The sequence below is a fragment of the Caballeronia sp. genome, from assembly GCF_049581465.1.
Taxonomy (GTDB): Bacteria; Pseudomonadota; Gammaproteobacteria; order Burkholderiales; family Burkholderiaceae; genus Caballeronia.
In genome coordinates, this window is the sequence record NZ_JBAUSA010000213.1 from 1 (window position 1) to 7,350 (window position 7,350).

6 protein-coding genes and 1 pseudogene are annotated in these 7,350 nt (G+C 61.5%); 6 read left to right on the top strand and 1 reads right to left on the bottom strand.

Annotated elements, in window-relative coordinates:
* The 4 genes and pseudogenes from WCA53_RS05230 to WCA53_RS05245 form a co-directional block, all read left to right on the top strand.
* A pseudogene (locus tag WCA53_RS05230) lies at positions 1-378 on the top strand (outer membrane protein assembly factor BamE); the annotation flags it as partial.
* Between the two features lie 223 nt (positions 379-601).
* On the top strand, positions 602-1,399 hold the full coding sequence (gene dapB / locus WCA53_RS05235) for a 4-hydroxy-tetrahydrodipicolinate reductase (RefSeq protein ID WP_423906436.1): 798 nt from the start codon (positions 602-604) through the stop codon (positions 1,397-1,399).
* Positions 1,400-1,424: 25 nt separating this feature from the next.
* The gene (locus WCA53_RS05240; protein ID WP_423906441.1) at positions 1,425-2,129 is read left to right on the top strand and encodes a MotA/TolQ/ExbB proton channel family protein; all 705 of its coding nucleotides are present in this window, start codon (positions 1,425-1,427) and stop codon (positions 2,127-2,129) included.
* 71 nt (positions 2,130-2,200) lie between these two features.
* Positions 2,201-2,626, top strand: coding sequence for an ExbD/TolR family protein (locus tag WCA53_RS05245; protein WP_423906444.1), 426 nt, complete (start codon positions 2,201-2,203; stop codon positions 2,624-2,626).
* Positions 2,627-2,638: 12 nt separating this feature from the next.
* On the opposite strand, the gene WCA53_RS05250 is transcribed toward WCA53_RS05245, so the two are convergent.
* Positions 2,639-3,661, bottom strand: coding sequence for a fimbrial protein (locus WCA53_RS05250; protein ID WP_423906447.1), 1,023 nt, complete (start codon positions 3,659-3,661; stop codon positions 2,639-2,641).
* A 498-nt stretch (positions 3,662-4,159) separates the two neighbouring features.
* Between WCA53_RS05250 and leuS the strand changes: the two genes are divergently transcribed.
* Both leuS and lptE read left to right on the top strand, forming a co-directional pair.
* The gene (gene leuS, locus WCA53_RS05255) at positions 4,160-6,754 is read left to right on the top strand and encodes a leucine--tRNA ligase (protein WP_423906450.1); all 2,595 of its coding nucleotides are present in this window, start codon (positions 4,160-4,162) and stop codon (positions 6,752-6,754) included.
* 50 nt (positions 6,755-6,804) lie between these two features.
* Positions 6,805-7,350: LPS assembly lipoprotein LptE (gene lptE / locus WCA53_RS05260; protein WP_423906453.1), on the top strand; the 546-nt coding region annotated here is incomplete at its 3' end.

Consider the following 7,350-nt stretch of genomic DNA (forward strand, 5'->3'; position numbering starts at 1 on the left):
GATACGGCTGCCAGCGGTACGGTGGCCACTGTGGCCGCGCCAGCGAGCACGCCGAGCACGGAGCCGAACGCCGCAAACGCATTGTCTGCCGATCCGAATCAGCAGGCTGCTCAAGCCGCCAATCGCGCAACGGAAGCCGTTCAGGCGCCGACGGGCCGCACACGATCGTCTGCTTTCTCGAACGCGCCGGCCAGCGCGGGCTTGCCGCCGAACGTCAGCGCGCCGGGTAATTCGCAGATTCAGTTGCAGCGTCGTCCCCAGCCGGTCGTGATTCCTGATAGCAGCGCCGTCGGCCCGCAGGGCACGGCGCCTGCTCCGTCGAACACGGGCGCGAGTGGGCAGGCAGTGTTTACGGCACCGCCGCCAAGCAGTAACTAAGTTAAGCGGCACCTAAGTGGCAACCAGGCAGTTTTAGGCGGAAACGGCGGGCTCGGGCCGCCGTTTCCGCCGGGTGCGCATTTTTGTGCGATTCTGCTCGGTCCCGGCGGGTGCTACTCGTTTCCTGACGGCGCGAGACCGGGCTCGATGCCATGTTCCGCGACGCATCGCGCCCCCGACGGCTTGCCCCTGCGGCTTGCCCCCATTACACGCGAGACATGCCATGAAAATCGCCATCGCAGGTGCATCGGGCCGCATGGGCCACATGCTGATTGAAACTGTTCTCAACGACGCCCACGCGACGCTCTCCGGTGCGCTCGACCGCGCCGATTCGCCGCAGCTCGGCCAGGATGCCGGCGCGTTTCTCGGCAAACAAACGGGCATTGCGCTAACGGACGACATCGAACGCGTGTTCGCCGAATCGGATCTCCTGATCGACTTCACGCGCCCGGAGGGCACGCTCGTGCATCTCGAAGCGGCACTGCGGCACAACCTGAAAATGGTGATCGGCACAACGGGTTTTGACGACGCCCAGAAGGCGCAACTGCGCGCGGCGGGCGAGAAGATCGGGATTGTTTTTGCACCGAACATGAGTGTGGGCGTGAACGTGACGCTCAAGCTGCTCGAATTTGCCGCGAAGCAGTTTTCAGAAGGGTATGACATCGAGATCATCGAGGCGCATCACCGGCATAAAGTCGATGCGCCGTCGGGCACCGCCCTTGCCATGGGTGAGACCATCGCTCATGCGCTTGGCCGGGAGCTGAAGGATTGCGCCGTCTATGGCCGCGAAGGCGTGACGGGCGAGCGCGATCCGTCGACCATTGGTTTTGCGGCCATTCGCGGGGGCGATATCGTAGGGGACCATACGGTGCTGTTTGCGGGCATCGGCGAGCGTATTGAGATAACTCACAAGTCTTCAAACCGCCTTTCCTACGCGCAAGGTTCGTTGCGCGCGGCGCGATTCCTTTCGAGCCGCGAGCGCGGATTTTTCGACATGCAAGACGTGCTCGGCCTGCGCTGAGTCCTATTCCGAAGGCTTGGGTCCCATGGCGACAACTGGCGTAATGCATTACTTGCAATCCAGCGACGCCGTCACGCATGCGGTCGCTGGCGTGTTGCTCGCGATGTCGGTGGCGAGTTGGTGCTTCCTTATCGTCAAGGCTTGGGTTTTGCTTCGCGCGAAACGCCAGGGGCCGCGCGCCGTGCAGCGTTTCTGGCAGGCGGCCACGCTCAAGGACGGCATCGCGGAATTGCGCAAACTGGATAAGGAGCGCGTGTATGTGCCGCTTGCGGTCGCTGCGTGGCATGCATCGGAGGCGGAAATGCCGGGTGCGTTGATTGCGCACGTGGGGCAGGATGAGCGCGTGTTGCGTGCGTTGCGCCATGCGTTGCTGGCGTCGCAGCGGCGTCTGGAATTCGGACAGGTATTGCTCGCGTCGGTGGGTAGCACGGCCCCGTTCGTGGGATTGCTCGGCACGGTCTGGGGCATATACCACGCACTTGGAAGCATCGCGGCGAATGGTCAGGCGATGATCGAGAACGTGGCTGGACCGGTCGGTGAGGCGTTGATCATGACCGCGTTCGGCTTGGTCGTAGCGATTCCGGCGGTGCTTGCGTACAACGTGCTGGGCCGGCTGGTGCGTCAGATCTCGGAAGAACTGGACGGTTTCGCGCACGACCTGCACGCATACGCCAGCGGCGCCGCGCCGCGCCGCGTTAGCAGGGCTCCTGTTCAGGACCACGCAGTTTGACGATCACGCAGTTTAGGACCACGCAGCTTTAAGCGAGCCACCTTCATACCACGCACCCGGACGAGCAAAGCATGGCATTCGGCGGACTGGACAAGAAATCGAACGGCGCGCCAATGGCGGAGATCAACATGACGCCGTTGATCGACGTCATGCTGGTTTTGTTGGTGATATTCATCATCACGGCGCCGTTGTTCACGCACGCGATCCGTCTGGATTTGCCGAAGGTGGCATCGCAGGCGGCGCGAGAGACGCCGGACACCATCACGCTTTCCATCGATGACGCGGGCAAGTTCTATTGGAACGACAAGCCCATTACGCTCGACCAGATGCGTACCCAGTTCGTGGCTCAAGGCAAACGCGCAGCGCCGCCGGAGATTCACCTGAGGGCGTCTAGCGCGACGCGTTATGACGTGATCGCGCAAGTAATGGGCGCGGCACAGGGCGCGGGGCTGAACAAGATTGGCTTTGTAACGGACCCGGCAAAATCGGTGCGATAGGAAATCACCGGGCTATTGGTATGACATGGTGAAGGTGGCGTTCGCCTTGACCGAACCCGGTGTCAGAGTGCCAGTGCGGATATATCGCGCCGATAGTGGTAGTTCGAGCGATCCATTGGGCGATGCGCCGATCAGCCATTGATTCGCCACGCCCTGACCGGTTTCGTCCGGGCCGAACTGTACGAGCGTGTTGCCCGGCTTCATGATTTGGATTCCGATTCCTTTCGCTGTCGATCCTGGCGCGAGTTTGAGCGTGTCGGATCGATTCGATGGATCGACGGCATCCGTAATTACGATGGACACTTGAGCTCCCGCTGCGCATGTGAAGTTGAGGCTGAACGCCTGCCCACTCGCCGTTGCTCCAACGCTCGGAAGTGAGCGTGTGGAGACGGTAGGGAGCGTTATTGGAGGGGGCGATTGCACTGAGCACGTGGCCGTCATGAGCGTGCCAGCTGCGGTGCTCCCGTATAGATTTCCTTTTCCCCACGAACCGCTGGCGTCTTTGACCGAAAACGTGAGTGATATGGTCGGCGTGCTCGACAGCGTGGACGCGCCGGCCTTCACAGCGCCCGTCACCACGAGACTGGGTGTTACTGTCATGTTCGAATATAACGGTTGACCCGAAGCGCCGGAGACAAGGCACGAGATGGCAATGCTGCTGCTCTTCATTGTCACGTTCTGCTGGTCGCATGCCGCGTCGCCGCCGAACGTGTACCGGACGCCCAGACCCGCGACGTTGGTGGGATAAACGTCGTTGAATCCCGGCGCGGGCGCCGTGACAGTCTTCAGGTTTGAAATGATGGTTCCCGACGTCTGTCCGCTGAGAACGCAACTCGCCTGAAACATGCTCGATGGCAAGGTGAGCACGGTCAGACCCGACGTGGCGCCCATGGGAATCGAAATCGCACCTGCTTGAATCGTTTTGTTGAGACCCACTGCCTCGCAAGCGAGCTGCGCATGTGCAGGCGCTGCACCCAGCGCCGTGAATGCGATCAATAATGCACGCAGTGCGTGTTTGATGGCCTGCGAGAACATGTTCTATCTCCGGATTTCACTGCTTGAATGCAAAACGGCGGGCGGAGACATGGCGAAAGCCGTCATTAAGATAGTTTCCCGTTCGTTGGCCGTATGTGCGAATACGACGAACAATCGTCGCGACGGACCCGCGCGTCAATCTCGCCGGTGAACACAATGCATTTCAAATTCGTGCTGAAGCGTTGCGCGAATCGTTACCTCAATGAAGCGTAGCGATTTGCAGCGCAAACGAAACGGCAGGCTGGTCGGCCGTGGCTAGGTTGAATCGCAAGTCGGCAATACGGGGTCTGGCCTTGCAAGAGCCCCAACACTCAGTCCTCGCCGGAAGTCCTCTGCGCTTCAAGGCACCCGGCGTCGCCCCACGATCACAGCCGGTATAATCGTGTTTTGCCCGGCTCACACGTCCACCGGGCTCCCATCCCTCTGAACGCGAGCATGAGCGCCCGGTCCGGCGAACGCTGAACGCGCGCACTAGTCGAAGAAAGCCCAAACCACACCATGCAAGAAAAATACGTACCCGCCGAAGTCGAATCCGCAGCGCAGAGCGACTGGCGCGCGAAAGACGTGTACCGGGCGTCGGAAACCAGCGACAAGCCCAAGTTCTACTGCGTGTCCATGCTGCCGTACCCGTCGGGCAAGCTCCACATGGGGCACGTGCGCAACTACACAATCAACGACGTGATGTACCGCTTCCTGCGCATGAACGGCCACAACGTGCTGATGCCCATGGGCTGGGACGCGTTCGGCATGCCGGCTGAAAACGCCGCGATGGCGAACAACGTTCCCCCGGCGAAGTGGACCTACGACAACATCGCCTACATGAAGAAGCAGATGCAGTCGATGGGGCTCGCGATCGACTGGTCGCGTGAAGTCGCGTCGTGCAATCCCGACTACTACAAATGGAACCAGTGGCTGTTCCTGAAGATGCTCGAAAAGGGCGTCGTGTATAAGAAAACCGGCAAGGTGAACTGGGACCCCGTCGACCAGACCGTGCTCGCGAACGAGCAGGTGATCGAAGGTCGCGGCTGGCGCTCGGGTGCCTTGGTGGAAAAGCGCGAAATCCCGATGTACTACATGCGTATCACCGATTACGCGGATCAACTGCTCGGCGACCTGGAAGGCCTTGGCTGGCCCGAGCGCGTGAAAGTGATGCAGCAAAACTGGATCGGCAAGAGCTTCGGGGTGAATTTCGGTTTCCCGTACGAAATCGACGGCGAGAAGAAGTTGCTGCGCGTGTTCACCACCCGCGCCGACACGATCATGGGCGTGACCTTCGCGGCGGTTGCGGCCGAGCATCCGCTGGCGACGCGCCTTGCGCGTGACAACGCGGACCTGCAGGCGTTCATCGAAGAATGCAAGCGCGGCGGCGTGGCCGAAGCCGACGTGGCAACGATGGAAAAGAAGGGCATGCCCACTGGCTTTTTCGTGACGCATCCGCTGACGCAGGAACAAGTGGAGGTGTGGATCGGTAACTACGTGCTGATGAGCTATGGCGAAGGCGCCGTGATGGGCGTGCCGGCGCACGACGAACGCGACTTCGCGTTCGCGAAAAAATATGCGCTGCCGATCAAGCAGGTGATCGCGATTGAAGGCAAGACCTACAGCACGGAGGCATGGGACGAGTGGTACGCGGAGAAGGGCGCGGGGGTACTGATCAATAGCGGCAAATACGATGGGCTCGTGTTCGAGGAAGCCGTGGGCGCGATCGCCGCCGATCTGAAAGCCCAGGGTTTCGGCGACAAGCAAATCACTTGGCGTCTGCGCGACTGGGGCATTTCTCGCCAGCGTTATTGGGGCACGCCGATCCCGATCATCCATTGCGACACCTGCGGTGACGTGCCCGTGCCGGAAGCGGATCTGCCGGTAGTGTTGCCGGAAGACCTCGTGCCGGACGGCACGGGCAATCCGCTCGCCAAGTCCGAGGCGTTCGTCAATTGCTCATGCCCGACATGCGGCGCACCGGCGAAACGCGAGACGGACACCATGGATACGTTCGTCGATTCATCGTGGTACTTCTCGCGCTACGCCGCACCCGACGCCGCCACCATGGTCGACGAGCGAACCGACTACTGGATGCCGATGGACCAGTACATCGGCGGGATCGAGCACGCCATTCTTCACCTCTTGTATTCGCGTTTCTGGACCAAGGTCATGCGCGACCTGGGCCTGGTCAAGTTCGGCGAGCCGGCGAAGAACCTGCTCACGCAGGGCATGGTGCTCAACGAAACCTATTTCCGTGAAGACGCGGCAGGCAAGAAGACGTGGATCAATCCCGCCGACGTCACCGTGTCGCACGACGACAAGGGCCGCCCGGTCGCCGCCGTGCTGAATACCGACCGCCAGCCCGTGGTGATCGGTGGCGTGGAGAAGATGTCGAAGTCGAAGAACAACGGCGTCGATCCGCAATTCCTGATCGATTTGCACGGTGCCGATACCGCGCGCCTCTTCGTGATGTTCGCCGCGCCGCCCGAGCAATCGCTGGAGTGGTCGGGCTCGGGCGTTGAAGGCGCGAGCCGCTTTTTGCGTCGCGTATGGCAATTCGCTCACGGCCGCGCCGACGTACTCAAGGTCCACGCGAAAGTCGACCCCGCGAAGCTCAACGACACGGACCGCGCACTGCGCCGCGAGATCTACACCATCCTGAAGCAGGCCGATTTCGACTACGGCCGGTTGCAGTACAACACGGTCGTATCGGCGGCCATGAAGATGCTGAACGCGGTTGACAGTGCGAAGAACGCCACGCCCGCCGTGCTCAACGAAACCTTCGGCGTGCTGCTGCGCGTGCTGTACCCGGTTGTGCCGCACATCACGTTCCAGTTGTGGCAGGAGCTCGGCTACGCTGATCTGCACGGCAGCTTGCTCGACGCGGCCTGGCCGAAAGTCGATGAAGCCGCGCTGGAACAGTCGGAGATCGAACTCGTATTGCAGGTGAACGGCAAGGTGCGTGGTGCGTTGACCGTGCCGAAGGATGCGTCGCGGGAGGACATCGAAAAGGCGGCGGTCGCCCACGAAATGTTCGAGAAGTTCTCGGAAGGGCGGCCGCCTAAGAAGGTCGTCGTCGTGCCGGGCCGTCTGGTGAACGTGGTCGTATGAGTCAGCAAGAGAGTCAGCGGGAGCATGCAGTGAAACCTTCGGGAGACGATGTGAGCAGCAAAGCCGTGAAATCGTTCAGCCCTGCCAATCTGCTCGGCAGGCGTTCGTTGCTGTCCGTGGCGGCCGGCGTCTTCCTGCTGTCTGCCTGCGGCTTCCAGTTGCGCGGCCAGCAGGATTATGCGTTCAAGCGCCTTGCCATTGCCGGCGGCACGCCCGAGATGGTCGGCCGCCTCGAACGGCTGGTAGAGGGCGGCAGCGATACCGTGGTCGTCAAGCCGACGGAAAAGCCGGACGCCATCCTGACGCTCGGCGGCGCCAACGGCATGAAAACCCTGAGCCTGAACTCACAGGGCATCGTGGAGGAGTACGAACTCGACTACACGCTGACCTACTCCATGAGCGGCGCCGACGGCACCTTGCTGATCCCGCCTAGCGTGATCGCGTTAAACCGTGCGTTGAGTTATAGCGACCAGTACACGCTAGCGAAGGGCATCGAAGCGCAGGAGTTGTATCGCGACATGCAGTTCGACGCCGCGGAGCAGTTGACGCGCCGGCTCGCCGTCGTGCGTTCGTTGCACCCGGCGCCGGGACAAGCC